The sequence below is a fragment of the Collinsella sp. AM41-2BH genome, from assembly GCF_003468085.1.
Lineage (GTDB): Bacteria > Actinomycetota > Coriobacteriia > Coriobacteriales > Coriobacteriaceae > Collinsella.
In genome coordinates this window covers 75005-91499 of record NZ_QSGH01000001.1, presented here as the reverse complement: position 1 = coordinate 91499, position 16495 = coordinate 75005, and the positions used below count along the sequence as shown (strand labels likewise).

Below are 16495 nucleotides of genomic sequence, written 5' to 3'. Positions count from 1 at the left end.
AAGTGATCAACGGAACGAAACAAGTTGAGCATACGCAAGCGAGCGGCCCCCAGAGCGTACAAGGTGGCATGAAAAAGGCAGGGCATTGACCTTTTGGTCATGCCCTGCCTTTTGAATGACAGATTGTAGCTCTGGGGGCCGCGCAGCGACGGAGGTCGCCGCCGTTCGTTAGAACGGCGGAACTAATTACTCCTCGTCGTTGTCCTTGGCCTCTTCGGCGTCGTCGGTGTCTACGAGCTGGTTGAGTAGCTCGTCGAGGGAAGCCATGTCCTCGTTGATGGCACCGTTGGCGGGAGCCTTCTTGTCGTCGATCGGGGCGCCCAGGAGCTCCTCGTCGGCGTCGGCGTGATGCGTCGGCGTGGCGGAGGTGCCCAGCAGGATGTCGTCCGGACCGTCGGGGCTAAAGACCATCTGCAGCAGCTGCGAGAGGTCTTCCTCGTCGGCAACGTCGTCGTTGTTCTCGAGGATGTAGAGCAGGTCGTGGGCCTCCAGGCCGTCACGGAGCTCCTCGATCGCCTTGGCACCGATGCCATCGATGCGCAGCAGATCCTCCTCGGACTTGCCGACCAGGTCGCCGACCGTCTCGATGCCGACCTCGCTGAACTTGTTGGTCCAGCGCTGCGACACGCCCAGGTCGTCGAACAGGTACAGGCGAGCCTTCTCAGCAGAGATGGTGTGGCCGTTGCGGGTGAACGAACCGTCAGCACCGCCGAACTCGTCGTAGCCGGCCCAGTCGAGCTGCTGCGGAAGCTGCTCGTCCAGGTCCTTGAGCTCCACAGGAGCCCACTCGGGCAGCGACTTGGCGTTGGGCGAAGCCGGACCATCGATGTCCACGTAGCCGTCGGCCGTGCGATACGTCAGCTTGGCGTTGGCGTACGGCTTGAGGCCGGTACCAGCCGGGATCTTCTTACCGACGATGACGTTGGACTTAAGGTCGAGCAGGTGGTCGACCTTGCCCTCAATAGCAGCCTCGGTAAGGACGCCGGCGGTACGGATGAACGAAGCGCTCGACAGCCAGGAGTCGATGTTGGACGCGACCTTGAGCGTACCCAGGATGACGGGCTCGGCCACGGGAGCCTGACCGCCCAGACGGGCAACGCGCTCGACCTCGTCAGCGAACTCGTAGCGGTCGACGTACTGACCAAGCAGGTACTTGGAGTCGCCGGGGTTGGTGATCTGAACGCGACGCAGCATCTGACGTGCGAGCACCTCGATGTGCTTGTCGTTCAGGTCGACGCCTTGGCTGGTGTAGACGTCCTTGACGCTCTCGACGAAGGTGTGCATCGTCGACTCGATGTCGGTCAGCTTGCGCAGGTTACGGAAGTTGACGAAGCCCTTGGTGATCTGGTCGCCGGCGCGAACCTCGCAGCCGTCCTCGATCTCGGGCATAAAGCGCACCGATGCGGGGACGCGGCGCTCGTCAAGGACACGGGTGTGGTCCTCGGAGTCGGTGAGCGTCAGCACGTACTCGGACTTCTCGGGCTTAATCGAGAGGTGGCCGGAATACGGAGCCAGCTCGGCCTCGCGACCCAAGATCTTCTCGTTGACGTTGCCGACGATATCGAACATACGGCTGACCGTAGGCAGACCCTGCGTAATATCGTCGACGCCAGCGACGCCGCCGGAGTGAATGGTACGCATCGTAAGCTGCGTACCGGGCTCGCCGATGGACTGGGCGGCAATAATGCCGACCGCGGTACCGATGGCGACCGGACGACGGGTGGAAAGATCCCAGCCGTAGCACTTCTGGCACACGCCGTACTTGGAGCGGCAGGTGAGCAGCGCGCGAAGCTTGACCTTCTTAAGGCCGGCATCGACCATCTTCTGGATGTCAGCGACCTTCTCGATGTAGCCGTCCTGCTCAAAGAGCACGGTGCCATCGGGGGCCACGACGTCCTCAATGAAGCAACGGCCGACGAGGTCGGTGTTGAGGTCGGTGGTGCCGGGGATGATGAGGTTGTAGGTGACGCCCTCGTGCGTACCGCAGTCCTCCTCACGGACGATGACGTCTTGGGCCACGTCGACCAGACGACGGGTCAGGTAACCAGAGTCCGAGGTGTGGGATGCGGTATCGACCAGGCCCTTACGGGCGCCGTAGGTCGAAATGAAGTACTCGAGCGGCAGCAGGCCCTCGCGGAAGTTCGCCTTAATGGGAAGGTCGATCGTCTCGCCGGACATGTCTGCCATCAGGCCACGCATGCCGCCGAGCTGACGCAGCTGGGTCTTAGAACCACGGGCGCCGGAGTCGGCCATCATGTAGAGCGGGTTCTCCTCGTCGAACAAGTCGAGCATGAGCGCTGCGACCTTGTCGGTACAAGCGGTCCACTCGTTAACGACTTCGATGTGGCGCTCCGTCTCGTTGATGAAGCCCTCCTCGAAGTACTCGTTGATCTGGTCGACGTTAGCCTGGGCGCGGTCGAGCAGCTCCTGCTTCTCGGCAGGGATGAGAGCGTCCCACACCGAGATGGTGAGGCCGGCGCGGGTAGCGTAGTGGAAGCCGGAGTACTTGATGGCGTCGAGGATCGGACCGACCTTGGCCTCGGGGTAACGATCGCAGCAGTCGGCAACCAGCTTGGCCACGTCGCCCTTGACCATCTTGTAGTTCATGAACTCATAGTCTTCGGGCAGGCACTGGCGGTTGAAGATGATGCGACCGATAGAGGTCTCGAAGCGTGCGGTCTTGTTACCGGTGACGTCGTAGTCGACAAACTCGTTCTTGCCATTCTTGACGCGGAAGATACGGGTGCCGTCCTCGTTGATGACGTTGGCGTTCTCGGCGGACACGCGGACCTGAATCTTGGCCTGCATGTCGACCTCGGAGCGGCAGTCATAGGCGTGCAGCGCGTCGTCGAAGCTCGAGAACACGTGGTTCTCGCCCGGCAGACCGTCGCGGACCTGGGTGAGGTAGTACACACCGATGATCATGTCCTGCGAGGGGATGTTGACCGGCTTGCCGGATGCCGGCGAGCGCAGGTTGTTCGCAGAGAGCATGAGCACGCGGGCCTCGGCCTGAGCCTGGCTGGACAGCGGCACGTGGACAGACATCTGGTCGCCGTCGAAGTCGGCGTTGAAGGGCGAGCAGACCAGCGGGTGCAGGTGGATAGCCTTGCCCTCGACCAGAACCGGCTCAAAGGCCTGGATGGACAGACGGTGCAGGGTCGGTGCGCGGTTGAGCAGCACGACGCGGCCGTCGATGACCTCTTCGAGGATATCCCACACAAAGGTGGCACCGCGGTCGATAGCGCGCTTGGCGCCCTTGATGTTCTCGACCTTGCCAAGCTCGACCAGGCGCTTCATGACGAAGGGCTTGAAGAGCTCCAGCGCCATGGTCTTGGGCAGACCGCACTGGTGCAGCAGCAGCTTGGGGTCGGTAACGATAACCGAACGGCCGGAGTAGTCGACACGCTTACCCAGCAGGTTCTGACGGAAACGGCCCTGCTTGCCCTTGAGGGCCTCGGCGAGCGACTTGAGCGGGCGACCGCCACGGCCAGAGACCGGGCGACCACGACGGCCGTTGTCGAACAGGGCGTCCACGGACTCCTGGAGCATGCGCTTCTCGTTGTTCACGATGATCGCAGGGGCGTCCAGGTCGAGCAGGCGCTTGAGTCGGTTGTTACGGTTGATCACGCGACGATACAGGTCGTTGAGGTCGGACGCGGCGAAGCGGCCGCCGTCGAGCTGGACCATCGGGCGCAGATCGGGCGGAATGACCGGGATGACGTCCAGGATCATGTTCGCGGGGCTGTTGCCACCCTTCAGGAAGGCGTCAACGACCTCAAGGCGCTTGACGGCCTTCTCGCGCTTCTGCTTCTGGGAATCCTCGTCGGCAATGATGGCCTTGAGCTTCTCGGCCTCGGAAGGAAGGTCGATGGCAGCGAGCAGGTCGCGGACGGCCTCGGCACCCATGCCACCCTTGAAGTACATGGAGTAGTAGCGGGTCATCTCGCGGAACAGCGGCTCATCGGAGATGAGGTCGCGCTCGGTGAGCTTCATGAAGGCGTTGAAGGCGTCCGTGCGGAGCTGCTTCTCGTCCTTGCACTCTTCCTCGATGTCGACGATGCCAGAGGCGATCTCCTCGGGGGTCAGCGGCTCCTCGTCGGAGAACTCGTCAAAGTTCTCGGGGTCGCCCTGCTCCTTGAGGGACTCGATCTGGCGGGCGCACTCGGCATCGATCTCTTCCAGATCGGCGGCGAGCTCCTCGCGCAGGTCGTCAGCGTCGGCCTCGCGAGCCTCGTAGTCAACCTCGGTGATGATGTAGCTGGCAAAGTACAGAACCTTCTCGAGGTCCTTGGACTTGATGTCGAGCATACGGCTCATCGGGAAGCTCGTGGGGCTCTTGAAGTACCAGATGTGGGACACGGGAGCGGCGAGCTCGATGTGGCCCATGCGGTCGCGACGCACCTTGGCCGAGGTGACCTCGACGCCGCAGCGCTCGCAGACGATGCCCTTAAAGCGGATGCCCTTGTACTTGCCGCAGGAGCACTCCCAGTCCTTGGCGGGACCGAAGATCTTCTCGCAGAACAGGCCGTCCTTCTCGGGCTTGAGGGTACGGTAATTGATGGTCTCCGGCTTCTTGACCTCACCGTGCGACCAGGAACGGATCTGGTCGGCGGAGGCAAGGGAGATCTTTACCGAGTCAAAATCAGTAGCTTCGAAATCTGCCACAGTCAACTACTCCTTATCAGTGGTCGTGGCGGCGACAGCCTCGGGTGCCTCGGCGGTCTCGGCATCCTCGGCCTCGACGTCGGTGTCAACGCCGGCGAGCGCAGCCAGGTCGTCGAGAGCAGAGGTCTCCTCGGCGGTCACAGGGGCGGAGGCGTCCTCGTCGGCATCGTGCATGGGCTCGATGTCCAGCGCGAGGGAGCGGATCTCCTTGACGAGAACCTTGAAGGACTCGGGGATACCCGGGACAGGAACGTTCTCGCCCTTGACGATGGACTCGTAGGTCTTGACGCGGCCCACGGTATCGTCGGACTTGACGGTCAGGATCTCCTGCAGGACGTTGGAAGCGCCGTAAGCGTACAGTGCCCAAACTTCCATCTCGCCGAAGCGCTGGCCGCCGAACTGGGCCTTGCCGCCCAGAGGCTGCTGGGTAACCAGGCTGTAAGGGCCAGTCGAACGGGCGTGGATCTTGTCGTCGACCATGTGGCCGAGCTTGAGGATGTAGGACGTACCCACGGTAATGGGCTCGCGGAACTCCTCGCCGGTACGGCCGTCGAACAGACGGGTCTTGCCGCGCTCGTCAAGCTGGGTGACGAACTCGGGGCGCATGTGATCGCCAAAGGCAGCGGTGGCCTTGTTGAGCATGTTCTTGTTGGCACGACGGATGACCTCGGCGATCTCGTCCTCCTTGGCGCCGTCGAAGACGGGCGTCGCGGTGAAGAACGGACCGGGGACGTACTTGTCGGAGTCGGCCTGCTCGGTATCCCAACCGCAGGCAGCAGCCCAGCCAAGGTGGCACTCGAGCAGCTGGCCGACGTTCATACGCGAAGGAACGCCCAGCGGGTTGAGGATAACGTCGATCGGGGTACCGTCAGCCATGTAGGGCATGTCCTCGACCGGCAGAACGTTACAAATAACACCCTTGTTGCCGTGGCGACCGGCGATCTTATCGCCCTGCTGGATCTTACGACGCTGGGCGACGTAGACGCGCACCTGCTCGTTGACGCCGGGGGCCAGGTCGTCGCCGTTCTCGCGGCTAAAGCGGACAACGTCGATAACGCGGCCGTAAGCGCCGTGAGGCATCTTAAGGGAGGTGTCGCGGACGTCGTGGGCCTTGGCGCCGAAGATGGCGCGCAGCAGGCGCTCCTCGGCGGTCAGAGCGCTCTCGCCCTTAGGCGTGACCTTGCCGACCAGGATGTCGCCAGGGCCGACCTCGGCGCCGATGCGGATGATGCCGTCCTCGTCGAGGTTGGCAAGCATGTCCTCGGAGAGGTTCGGGATCTCGCGGGTGATCTCCTCGGGGCCAAGCTTGGTGTCGCGGGCGTCGATCTCGTGACGGGTGATGTTGATGGTCGTCAGCAGGTCCTCGGCCACCAGGCGCTCGGACACGACGATACCGTCCTCGTAGTTAAAGCCTTCCCACGGCATGTATGCCACGGTGAGGTTCTGGCCCAGTGCGAGCTCGCCATGATCGGTCGAAGGACCGTCAGCCAGGGGCTCGCCCTGCTCAACGGTGTCACCGACGCGCACGAGCGGACGGTGGTTGATGCAGGTGGACTGGTTGGAGCGCTGGTACTTGGCCAGGTGATACTCGTCCATGCCACCGGCATGCTTGACGATGATCTTGGCGGCGTCGGCAAAGATGACCTCGCCGGCGTTCTTGGCCAGGGTGACCTCGCCGGAGTCCAGAGCGGCGCGGCGCTCCATGCCGGTACCGACATAGGGAGCGGCGGGGTGAACCAGCGGCACGGCCTGACGCTGCATGTTGGCGCCCATCAGCGTACGCTTGGCGTCGTCGTGCTCAAGGAACGGGATCAGCGTGGCTGCGACGGAGAGCATCTGACGCGGCGAGACGTCCATGTAGTCGACGTCCTCGACGGGCACGTCGGCGGGAGCGCCGAAGGAGCCGTCGAAGTCGCGGGTACGGGCGATCACGGTGTGCGGACGGACAAGCTTGCCCTCGGCATCGGTCGTGATGAACTCGTTGGTCTTGGGATCGAGCGGCGTGTTGGCCGGCGCGATGACGTGCTTCTCTTCCTCGTCAGCGGTCATCCAGTCGATCTGGTCGGTGGCAACGCCGTTCTCGACGCGACGGAACGGGGCCTCGATGAAGCCATACTCGTTGACGCGGGCGTAGAGGGCGAGCGAGCCGATCAGGCCGATGTTGGGGCCTTCGGGGGTCTCGATCGGGCACATGCGGCTGTAGTGCGAGTTGTGAACGTCGCGGACGGCCGTCGGCACGTTAGTGCGGCGGCTGGAGCCGGACTTGTGGCCGGCAAGACCACCAGGGCCGAGTGCGGACAGACGGCGCTTGTGGGTCAGACCGGTCAGGGGGTTCGCCTGGTCCATGAACTGCGAGAGCTGCGAGGAACCGAAGAACTCCTTGATGGAGGCCACGATCGGGCGGATGTTGATGAGCGACTGCGGGGTGATCTCGTCGATGTCCTGGGAGCTCATGCGCTCACGGACGACGCGCTCCATACGGCTCATGCCGATACGGAACTGGTTGGCGACAAGCTCGCCGACGGTGCGGATGCGGCGGTTGCCAAAGTGGTCGATGTCGTCGACCTTGAAGCCCTGCTCGCCGGCAGCGAGGGACAGGAGGTAGCGCAGCGTCGCGACGATATCCTCGTCGGTGAGCACCGTGACCTCTTCCTCGGTGGTGAGGTTGAGCTTCTTGTTGACCTTGTAACGACCGACGCGGGCCAGGTCGTAGCGCTGCGGGTTGAAGAGAAGACCCTCGAGCAGGCTGCGGGAAGCGTCCACGGTGGGAGGCTCGCCCGGGCGCAGACGACGGTAGATCTCGATGAGGGCGTCCTCGCGAGTGAGAGCGGTGTCGCGCTCCAGGGTACGCTTGATCACATCGGAGTTACCGAGCAGCTCGATGATGTCGTCGTTGGTGACGGCGATGCCAAGGGCGCGCAGGAACATCGTGGCGCTCTGCTTGCGCTTACGGTCGATGGAGACCATGAGCTGGTCGCGCTTGTCGACCTCAAACTCAAGCCAGGCACCGCGGGACGGGATGATCTGGGCCTTGTAGATCTGCTTGCCCGAATCCATCTCGGAGCTGTAGTACACGCCCGGGGAGCGGACGAGCTGCGAGACGACGATACGCTCGGTACCGTTGATGATGAAGGTGCCCTGATCGGTCATCATGGGGAAGTCGCCCATAAAGACGAGCTGCTCCTTGATCTCGCCGGTCTCCTTGTTGGTGAGACGGACGTCGGTCAGAAGCGGAGCCTGATAGGTCATATCCTTCTCGCGGCACTCCTCGACAGTGTGCGCGGGGTCGCCGAACTGATGCTCGCCGAAGGTAACCTCGAGAACATGGTTCTGGCTCTGGATGGGGCTGGATTCCTTGAACGCCTCACGAAGGCCCTCGTCCTTAAAACGCTCAAAGGATTCCCTTTGAACAGAGATAAGGTTGGGGAGCTCCATGGCCTCCGGGATTTTCCCGAAGCTGACGCGCTTGCGCTCAGTGGCAGTGTATGCGTAGGTCACCAGGTTTTTCCTCCTTCACGGAAATGCTCGGTGGGTTGGCGAGGCATAGCTTCGCCAGTTATCGCAACCTAATAGTTTATCAGGTACCGACCGTTGGGCAAGAAAAGCCTTGACGCAATTGAGTTTTTGGAGTAGCAAAGTTTTTCGGCAGAAAACACGCAGGTAGATGTATGTGTATCGAACATCTGTTCATATATTTTCTGTGAACAGAGAGCCGGCAATCGCAGCTCTTATAAAAAACGGGCGCGAACCGAGGTCCACGCCCGTAAATGTCGGTGCCCGAAGGCTTACTTGCGCATCAATCCGCCGCGCTCGTCGATGGCGTCCCAGAAGGCATCGGCAAAGCGGGGGTCGTTTGCAGCCATGAGGGCGTTAGTGGCCATCCAACCAGAGGGAGTGCCGGTGTCGTAGCCCGACAGCGGGTCGATGACGACGGCGTACATGGCCTCGCGGTCGAGCGAACGGGCCATGGCGTCGGTGAGCTGGATCTCGCCGCCCTTACCGGCCTGCTGATCGGCCAGCAGGTCCATGACCAGCGGGCTCAGCAGGTAGCGACCGACGATGTACAGGTTGGACGGAGCAGCCTCGGGAGCGGGCTTCTCAACCAGACCGCCGATACGCCAGACAGCGCCCGGCTCTGCATCGGCAACGTCCTCGGCACCCTCGAGCGAACCGACGCGCTCACCGGCGATAACGCCGTAGCGGCTGACTTCCTCGGGCGAGCAAGCAGCGACGGCGATAACCGAAGCGCCACCGTGCTCCTTGGAAACGGCGAGCATCTTGTCGCAGATGTCGCGATTAGGCACAACGTAGTCGCCCAGAAGAACCAGGAAGTTCTCCCCTGCTACGGCGTCGGCAGCAGAGCGGATAGCATGGCCGAGGCCCTTGGGCTCGTACTGATAACGGAAGTCGACCGGCATACCGCCAGCGTGGGCGACGGCATCGGCATACGCGTTCTTGCCGCGCTCGCGCAGCAGGTTCTCGAGCGAGCGATCGGGCTGGAAGTAGTTCAGTAGCTCGGGCTTACCGGGCGAGGTAACGATGATGGCGTCGTCGACTTCCTCGGGGCCGAGCGCCTCCTCGACGACGTACTGAATGACGGGCTTGTCGAGCACCGGCAGCATCTCTTTGGGCGTGCACTTGGTGCCAGGCAGAAAACGCGTGCCAAGACCGGCGGCGGGGATGATTGCCTTCATGTTATTCAAAGATCCTTTCGCAGGCGCAAAAGCGCCCCATGCGTGCGGCACACAGCCGCAGACCAAATTGCGATACCCAAACATCTTACCGCTGGAACTATATGTCGCTACAAGGCAGGGACAATTCTTCAGCAGGTCAACGCAAATTATTGCTCGAATGGTGCAATTTTATTGCCCAACGGCAGGGCACGCGATACGACGCAAATCACAGAACATGGCAGTTTGAGCAACCGATGTCGAGGAACCGAAAAACAAAAAAGACGGGGCTCGCAATGCGAACCCCGTCTGCAAAGAAATCTGGCGAGAAAGCCTGATTACTTGAGGGTGACAGCAGCGCCAGCAGCCTCGAGCTTCTCCTTGGCAGCCTCGGCGTCCTCCTTCTTGGCACCCTCGAGAACAGCCTTGGGAGCGCCCTCGACGACCTCCTTGGCCTCCTTCAGGCCAAGGTTGGTGAGCTCACGGACGGCCTTGATGACCTGGATCTTGTTGTCGCCGAAGCCCTCGAGCACGACGTCAAACTCGGTCTTCTCCTCGGCCTCAGCAGCGCCAGCAGCGGGAGCGGCGACAACAGCGGCAGGAGCAGCGGCGGAAACGCCGAAGGTATCCTCGATAGCCTTAACGAGCTCGGAAGCCTCGAGAAGGGTCATTTCCTTAAGAGCATCGATGATCTCATCGGTGGTAAGCTTAGCCATTTCTAAGTCCTTTCGGTTTCCGTGTCTGTGCACGGAGATCAGTTAAAACACGGCGCGAATGCGCCAGGGGTGCGGCGTTGCCGCCGCGGGTGAAAACAGCGACTAGGCTGCCTTCTGCTCGGAGACCTGCTGGATCGAACGAGCGAGACCAGAGGAAACGCCGTTGACGCAGACAGCAATGTCGCGAGCGAAACCGGAGATGAGACCGGCGATCTGACCGAGAAGCTGATCCTTGGTGGGCAGCTCGGCGATAGCCTTAACATCATCAGCGGAAACGGCCTTGCCGTCGGAGATACCGCCCTTGATCTCAAGGACGCCCTTGGACTTAGCGGAGAAGTCCTTAAGGGCCTTAGCGGCCTCGACCGGCTCGGTCTCGTAGAACACATAAGCGACGGGGCCGGCGAGGATCTCGTCGATCTCGGGCTGCTCCTGGTTCTTGAGAGCGATCTTGACCAGGTTGTTCTTGTAGACCTTCATCTCGGCGCCGCACTCGCGAAGCTGATGACGCAGCTCCTGAGCCTGCTTAACCGTCAGACCGTTGTAGTTGACGACGAACAAACCGGCGTTCTCGGCGATACGGGACTCGATCTCTGCAACCTTGTCGATTTTGTACTGCTGGGGCATAAATTACACCTCCTCGAATTCTTTCCGGGCACGGTCCGCCACAAGGACGTGACGGGGGCATGTCCAAAAAGAAAGCCCCCGCGCTGCATGAGCGACGGGGGCGAGAAGACATATCTACTCGACCACCTCGGCTGGCGGGATATCCCATTAAGCTCGCGGGCGATGCCCGTTTGCACCGGCTGTCTCTGGCAGCGGATTCGTGCGTGAACGAAAGTATTATGGCGGGGACCCCGGCGTCGGTCAACGGAAATCCGGGCTGCACACAATTCCACCATCCGGCACGCTCCGCCGAAGGCCAGGCGCAAGGTTTTCGCTCGGTCAAGTCCTGGGCTCGCACGAAGGCCACATTAAGTGGCCTTCGGCTCGTGCGGAATCTACGAAAACCTTGCGCCTGGCCTTCGACGGCGCGTGCCTGCGTTGACTTTGGGCAGCCCGGGTTTTCGTTGGCTGACGCCCCCACTCATAAGCCTTAAGTCGGTGGGCTGATGGGTTGGGTCCCGTTGGGCTACAGGGTTGAAACGAAGGTGGATAGGCGGTGGAGGCCTTCGTCCAGGTCTTTGTCGGAAACGCAATAGCTGAGGCGGATGTGGCCTTCGGTGCCGAAACAGTCGCCCGGGACTAGGGCTACGTTTGCCTCTTTGATGGCTTTGATGCAGAAGGCTTCGCTGGTTAGGCCAAACTTTTTGATGCTCGGGAAGGCGTAGAAGGCTCCTGCGGGCTCCACGACGTCCAGGCCCATGGCGCCGAGTGCTGCGAGTACGCGTTCGCGGCGGGCTCGGTAGACTTTGAGCATGGGGGCTGGGTCGACGGTGAGTGCCACACGGGCGGCGTCCATCTCGAAGGAGACGGCGCTCGATACTAGGTATTGGTGGGCCTTTGCGATCTCGGCGATGACGGGAGCTGCCGCTGCGAGCCAACCCAAGCGCCAGCCGGTCATGGCCCAGGGCTTGGAGAAGCTCTCGATGACGACCGTCTGCTCGCGTAGCTCCGGGTGGCGCTGGGCAAATCGCTCGTAGCCGTCCACGTAGACCAGACGGTTGTACACGTCGTCGCAGACCACGTAGATGCCTGCCTGCTCCGCCACGTGTGCCACGGCGTCGAGCGATGCCGCGTCGAGGATGCAGCCCGTGGGATTGTTGGGCGAGCAGATGACGATGGCTTTGGTCGCCGGCGTCACGCAAGCACGAAGTGCGTCCTCGTCAATCTGGAATTGCGCAGGCTCCGTATCCAAAAAGACCGCTTTGGCGTGATTGGCCATGACAATGCTCTCGTACAGTCCAAAGGCCGGCGTGGGGATAATGACCTCGTCGCCGGGGTTGAGCATAGCCATGAATGTTGCCGACAGGGCCTCGGTCGCGCCGTCGGTCAGGATGACCTCGTCGGCGGAAAACACCAGGCCCGCATCCCCCATGTAGGCAGCCAGTGCCTCGCGCAGGGCGGGGCGACCGTTGTTGGGCGGATAGTGCGTGTCACCGCGGTCCAACGCGGCGGTCACCTCGGCGCTAATCATATCGGGCGTGGGAAAGTCGGGCTCGCCAAGCGCAAGCGCGATGCACCCTGGGTGCTGGGCGGCGAGCGCGTTAATCCGACGGATGCCGGAGGGCTTGAGCGTGGCAAGCGAGGTATTCATAGGCAGACGCATGGCGTTCCTTTCGTAAGGGTTGCACTAGGATAGCGCGGCGAGGCGCCGCCAGACGGTGTAACCTAAACGGAAACCAACCGGAAAGGAGGCGGCATGGAGACGACCGCACGCGGCGATGTACCAAAAACGCTGCAGACCATTGCGTATATCAGCATTCCCGATAGCGCCGATCTTGAGTTTTTGCTCTGGGACCTGCAGGATGCCATCGCCGCCTATGCACAGCTTTCCGGCACCGCACTCCCCCGCCCGGTCAACTTGAAGTCAAATGACGCCGTTGCGGTCGATGGCATGGTGCTCGCTGTTGATGATGCATTTGACGATGAGGCGATGACCGCTGTCGAGCAGATACTCGATCGCTTTGGCGGTACGGGAACGCGTGTCTATGCCGTGATTCGAGCCGCACAAGAGGGCGCTGAGCAGGCACGCGGGGCCGCCGTTCGTCTGCACAAGACATGCGAGCGCCAGGGCCAATTGTGGTGTGGCGGCGTTGTCATCTGCGCCGGCGGCGGCATCGCAGCGCTTCGCCATTCCCCACGCATGGGCCTCTTGCGCCGACCATTTTCGGAAGCGATGGATAAGCTCGTGGGCGCTGTGCGCATGGGCTGCTCCATTGAGCATGCGCAGCTGCTTGGCGGTGGCAATGCCGGTAGCGTCGACGCCGACGGCATGGTGCGTGTCGAGCCCGCGCTGCCCGCGCCGATCTGGCGCACCATCATCAAACGCCTCGGCGCCCATGCTCAATCAAATATCTAAATTAGAAAGCAGCCCAGTCAACTGCCTCGTGCCAGCGCTCGACAAGGCGCTCCAGACGCCAAGCCGCATTGGCAGGACTTGTCGAGGGCAGGACGATGGCGGGCAGCCCGGTGCGTTCTTGTAGATAGCGCTTGTAGAGCCGGCCAGCCGTACCACCGTTGCATATCACCTGCTCAATGGGAGCTGCGTCGGTAATGCACTCGATATGTGCCGGCACAACGTTGCGAATGCTCGCGTCGCTCGAGCCCTTAATGTCGCAACTCTCGATCACATCCCACAGGCCCACGCCGCCGTTCAGCAGCATAGATCGCTTGGCAGCAATGGAGGCATCGAGCGTCGCGGGCTCACCGCTTGCCAAAGGATCGCCCTCGTTGGGCGGCACAGGCACACCGAGGCACGCAGCCATCACACGCCAAAAGCGATTCTGAGGGTTGCCGTAATAAAAGGCATTTGCACGCGAGAGCACCGAGGGAAACGACCCCAGCACCAAAACGCGCGAGCGCTGGTCGAACACAGGCTCAAACCCATGCTCAATATGTTGATAGTCCTCGTCAGACACGGCCATGGGCTAGGCTCTCAACAGATAGCGCACCTCGTAGGGTGCAAGCTCAAGGGTACCCGTCAGCTCGACCGTGGGCGCATCGTCGGCAAGCAGGTCGACAAAGGACCCGTTGAGCTCGCCGGCGCCAAAGGTGTAAGGCTCGCCCACGGCGTTCACCGCCACGAGCACCGTCGCGTCATCACAGGCGCGCTCGAACAGCAGCTGCTTGTTCTGGATCACCACGTTGCGATAGGCACCGTAGTTGAGAGCACAGGCCGCCGCGTCATCGGCCGAGCGAAGGTGCGCAAGCTGCGTGATGAACGCCGTCAGCTCGTTGGGCGCAGGCTCATCGAGCGCAGGTCGCAGCGCCCAGTCACCATCGGGGCCGCCCTTTTCGCCGGCAATCCCCCACTCGCTGCCATAGTAGACGCACGGAATGCCCGGCATGCCAAAGAGCATGCCATAGGCGGGACGCAGGCACGACTTGTCGGTGAGGATGCTTGCCAGGCGCGGCACGTCGTGGTTGTCGACAAACGACAGCAGGTGCTTGCCGCGGTAGATGCACCACGGATCGCCGCCAAACTGGCGATGCAGCGAATGCGCGATCTCGAACATATTGACCGAGTTAAAGCTGGAGTACAGGCCCTTGTAGCACTCGTAGTTGGTGCAGGAGTCGAGCATCTCGTCGTTGACGATCTGGTTGTAGTCACCGTGAAGCGTCTCGCCGATCAGCACAAAGTCGGGCTTGAGCTCACGGGTAAAGGCGTGCAGGCGACGCATAAAGTCGCGGTCGAGCATATAGGCAACGTCCAGGCGCAGACCGTCGACGCCAAAGACCTCGGCCCAGCGGCGCACGGACTCGAGCAGGTAATCGACCACGGCGGGGTTTTGCAGGTTGAGCTTCACGAGCTCAAAATGGCCTTCCCAGCCCTCGTACCAAAAGCCGTCGCCATAGCAGGAATCGCCGTCAAAGCTGATGTGGAACCAATCCTTGTACGGCGAGTCCCACTTACGCTCCTGCACATCGCGGAAGGCCCAAAAGCCACGGCCCACATGGTTGAAGACCGCATCGAGCACCACGCGGATGCCATGGACGTGCAGCGTGTCGCATACGGCGGCAAAATCGGCATCCCCGCCCAGGCGGCGGTCGATATGGCGCAGGCTGCGCGTATCGTAGCCGTGGCTATCAGACTCGAGCGGCGGGTTAATCAGCACAGCGCCAATACCGAGTTTTTGCAGGTAGTCGGCCCATTGGGTGATCTTCATGATGGGCGCATCGGGGTTGGGCGCAGCGTTGGCAGCCTGGGCGAGCTCATCCTCGGCAACGGGCGCGGCGTTTTCGCGCGGAGCTCCGCAAAAGCCCAGCGGATAGATCTGATAGAACGTCGTCTCGTATGCCCACATAGCAACCTCCCGGCAAGCTCAACACAACGACATCCATTGTATGCCCAGCAGGGTAGCTATTTTGGGACGGGGCTCTTTTAGCTACCCCAGCCCCTTTCTAAGTTGCGGTGAAATACGGACTGTTTGCCGGGTTTATTGGGCTCAGCAGTCCGTATTTCACCGCAACTGATGAGGAGACGTGATTAGGCGACAGGCTTTGCGCGGTGTATGGCCGGGAACAGCACCGTGATGGCGAGGATGACGCCCACGACGGTAATCGCCCCGCCCGCAAAGCCAATCCAAGCGATACCGGGACCCGAAACCACGGCTCCGCCGATCGCGGTGCCCGTGCCGATACCAAGGTTAAACAGGCCCGAGAAGATCGACATGGCGACGGCCGACGAGTCCGCCGGCGTGTACTTGATGAGCTCGGCCTGAAACGCCACGTTAAAGGCCGTGGCGCAGCAGCCCCATAGTGCGCAGACGGCAAGCACCAACACGAGCGCCGAGGCTGCGGGGGCCATAAGCAGCAGAGCCACCGGCACGCCGGAGAGCGTGATAGCCAAGAACGGGAAGCGATGCCCATCGAACAGGCGGCCAAACAGCCAGCTTCCGAGCAGACCAGAACAGCCAAACGCCGTCAGCGTCATGGTGATGGCACCCGCATCGACGTGCGCGACCTGCGCCAGGAAGGGCTCGATATAGCTGTAGCTTGCGTAATAGCCGGTCGCCATAAAGACCGTGACCGCGTAGAGCGCGATCAGGAACGGGTTCTTGAGCAGCTCGGGCAGCTGCTTAACGGTAAAGCGCTCACCCGCCGGCATGGCCGGGAACACCGCTGCCTGGTACACCACCGCGGCGGCAGAGAAGACCCCGACCACGGCAAACGTCATGCGCCAGCCCACGGCCAGGCCGATGGCACGACCGAGGGGCAGGCCGAAAATCTGCGCGATAGACGAGCCCGTGGCGATCATGCTGATGGCGAGCGCCCCGTGGCGGGCGTCAACCAGGCGCGAGGCCATAATCGAGGCGACCGACCAGAACACGGCATGTGCGCAAGCGACCACCAGGCGCGCACAGACCAGGATGGGATATGTCGGTGCCACAGCGGACAGGAACTGACCCAGAGAAAACACGGCGAGCACGCCGAGCAGCATACGCTTGAACTCAAAGCGCGAGGCAAACACCATGAGTGGCAGCGACAGCAGCATGACGCCCCAAGCATAGACCGAGATCATGATGCCTGCCTGGGCCTCGGTGAGCGAGAACGACGCGGCGATATCAGTCAGAAGGCCGATGGGCATGAACTCCGACGTGTTGAACACGAACGCACAGCAGGCGAGCCCGATAAGCGGGAGCCACTGCTTGAGCGAGATGCCATCTTGTCTTGCCTGAGTCATGTAGGAACCCTCTCCGATTGTCTTGAGCGATGGGCGATTATATAGCAACGGCCCCGCATCCGTCAGCAACAGATGCGGGGCCGTAATCAACTCAATACACA

At 61.9% G+C, this 16495-nt stretch carries 10 protein-coding genes; 1 reads left to right on the top strand and 9 read right to left on the bottom strand.

Annotated features, from left to right (window positions below; all coding sequences use genetic code 11):
• Nucleotides 1–186: 186 nt before the first annotated feature.
• From DW899_RS00410 to DW899_RS00385, 6 genes are all read right to left on the bottom strand, one after another.
• Nucleotides 187–4665 carry a DNA-directed RNA polymerase subunit beta' gene (locus tag DW899_RS00410; RefSeq protein WP_199412394.1) on the bottom strand — a complete coding sequence of 1493 codons (4479 nt, stop codon included), beginning with the start codon at nt 4663–4665 and terminating at the stop codon, nt 187–189.
• A 6-nt stretch (nt 4666–4671) separates the two neighbouring features.
• A complete protein-coding gene (locus DW899_RS00405; protein ID WP_233506176.1) occupies nt 4672–8100 on the bottom strand; it encodes a DNA-directed RNA polymerase subunit beta in 3429 nt (1142 codons plus the stop codon).
• Nucleotides 8101–8450: 350 nt separating this feature from the next.
• Nucleotides 8451–9359, bottom strand: a complete 909-nt coding sequence (locus DW899_RS00400; RefSeq protein ID WP_117799709.1) for a UTP--glucose-1-phosphate uridylyltransferase — start codon at nt 9357–9359, stop codon at nt 8451–8453.
• 314 nt (nt 9360–9673) lie between these two features.
• Nucleotides 9674–10051, bottom strand: a complete 378-nt coding sequence (rplL, locus tag DW899_RS00395; protein WP_006235005.1) for a 50S ribosomal protein L7/L12 — start codon at nt 10049–10051, stop codon at nt 9674–9676.
• A 102-nt stretch (nt 10052–10153) separates the two neighbouring features.
• Nucleotides 10154–10675, bottom strand: coding sequence for a 50S ribosomal protein L10 (rplJ, locus tag DW899_RS00390; protein WP_055250258.1), 522 nt, complete (start codon nt 10673–10675; stop codon nt 10154–10156).
• Between the two features lie 505 nt (nt 10676–11180).
• Nucleotides 11181–12317 carry a pyridoxal phosphate-dependent aminotransferase gene (locus DW899_RS00385; RefSeq protein ID WP_117799708.1) on the bottom strand — a complete coding sequence of 379 codons (1137 nt, stop codon included), beginning with the start codon at nt 12315–12317 and terminating at the stop codon, nt 11181–11183.
• A 93-nt stretch (nt 12318–12410) separates the two neighbouring features.
• Between DW899_RS00385 and DW899_RS00380 the strand changes: the two genes are divergently transcribed.
• The gene (locus tag DW899_RS00380) at nt 12411–13070 is read left to right on the top strand and encodes a hypothetical protein (protein WP_117799707.1); all 660 of its coding nucleotides are present in this window, start codon (nt 12411–12413) and stop codon (nt 13068–13070) included.
• 1 nt (nt 13071) lies between these two features.
• Here the strand turns inward: DW899_RS00380 and DW899_RS00375 are convergent, their stop codons facing one another.
• The 3 genes from DW899_RS00375 to DW899_RS00365 form a co-directional block, all read right to left on the bottom strand.
• The gene (locus DW899_RS00375; protein WP_117799706.1) at nt 13072–13635 is read right to left on the bottom strand and encodes a uracil-DNA glycosylase family protein; all 564 of its coding nucleotides are present in this window, start codon (nt 13633–13635) and stop codon (nt 13072–13074) included.
• Between the two features lie 3 nt (nt 13636–13638).
• On the bottom strand, nt 13639–15015 hold the full coding sequence (locus tag DW899_RS00370; protein ID WP_117799705.1) for an alpha-amylase family glycosyl hydrolase: 1377 nt from the start codon (nt 15013–15015) through the stop codon (nt 13639–13641).
• A 182-nt stretch (nt 15016–15197) separates the two neighbouring features.
• On the bottom strand, nt 15198–16394 hold the full coding sequence (locus DW899_RS00365; RefSeq protein ID WP_117799704.1) for an MFS transporter: 1197 nt from the start codon (nt 16392–16394) through the stop codon (nt 15198–15200).
• Nucleotides 16395–16495: the final 101 nt, after the last annotated feature.

What these genes read in the sequence shown, in the direction of transcription:
- DW899_RS00370 (WP_117799705.1), bottom strand. Translation starts at nt 15,015, where the DNA reads ATGTGGGCATACGAGACGACGTTCTATCAGATCTATCCGCTGGGCTTT.
- DW899_RS00365 (WP_117799704.1), bottom strand. Translation starts at nt 16,394, where the DNA reads ATGACTCAGGCAAGACAAGATGGCATCTCGCTCAAGCAGTGGCTCCCG.
- DW899_RS00385 (WP_117799708.1), bottom strand. Translation starts at nt 12,317, where the DNA reads ATGCGTCTGCCTATGAATACCTCGCTTGCCACGCTCAAGCCCTCCGGC.
- DW899_RS00405 (WP_233506176.1), bottom strand. Translation starts at nt 8,100, where the DNA reads ATGGAGCTCCCCAACCTTATCTCTGTTCAAAGGGAATCCTTTGAGCGT.
- rplL (WP_006235005.1), bottom strand. Translation starts at nt 10,051, where the DNA reads ATGGCTAAGCTTACCACCGATGAGATCATCGATGCTCTTAAGGAAATG.
- DW899_RS00375 (WP_117799706.1), bottom strand. Translation starts at nt 13,635, where the DNA reads ATGGCCGTGTCTGACGAGGACTATCAACATATTGAGCATGGGTTTGAG.
- DW899_RS00380 (WP_117799707.1), top strand. Translation starts at nt 12,411, where the DNA reads ATGGAGACGACCGCACGCGGCGATGTACCAAAAACGCTGCAGACCATT.
- DW899_RS00400 (WP_117799709.1), bottom strand. Translation starts at nt 9,359, where the DNA reads ATGAAGGCAATCATCCCCGCCGCCGGTCTTGGCACGCGTTTTCTGCCT.
- rplJ (WP_055250258.1), bottom strand. Translation starts at nt 10,675, where the DNA reads ATGCCCCAGCAGTACAAAATCGACAAGGTTGCAGAGATCGAGTCCCGT.